The organism is Paraburkholderia sp. SIMBA_053 (assembly GCF_046534895.1).
Lineage (GTDB): Bacteria > Pseudomonadota > Gammaproteobacteria > Burkholderiales > Burkholderiaceae > Paraburkholderia > Paraburkholderia caledonica.
In genome coordinates this window covers 1-259 of the sequence record NZ_JAWRXU010001022.1, presented here as the reverse complement: position 1 = coordinate 259, position 259 = coordinate 1, and the positions used below count along the sequence as shown (strand labels likewise).

Annotated in this window: 1 pseudogene; it reads right to left on the bottom strand. The window is 61.4% G+C overall.

The features are described from left to right. Positions 1–24: 24 nt before the first annotated feature. Positions 25–259: pseudogene (locus tag SB753_RS38730) on the bottom strand (IS256 family transposase); the annotation flags it as partial.

Here is a 259-nt window from a genome sequence, read left to right as displayed (position 1 = left end):
CGGGCAGCTTGATGCCCGGCGACGTCAGGCGGCGAGTTTCTGCTGACCCGGTTGATCGTCTTGCACCGGTTCACCGTCCTTGAAGGCAATGCCTTCCAGCAACAGCTTGATCTGTTCGGGACCATTGATGCGGCGCCACGTTTTCTCGGCTTCCTCGATCAGCTTGAATGCCAGACCCAGGAAGGTCGGTCGCGACACGCAGTTGCGCGTACGCGTCGTCCGGTGGCGTACGGTCGCGAACGTCGACTCGATCGCATTC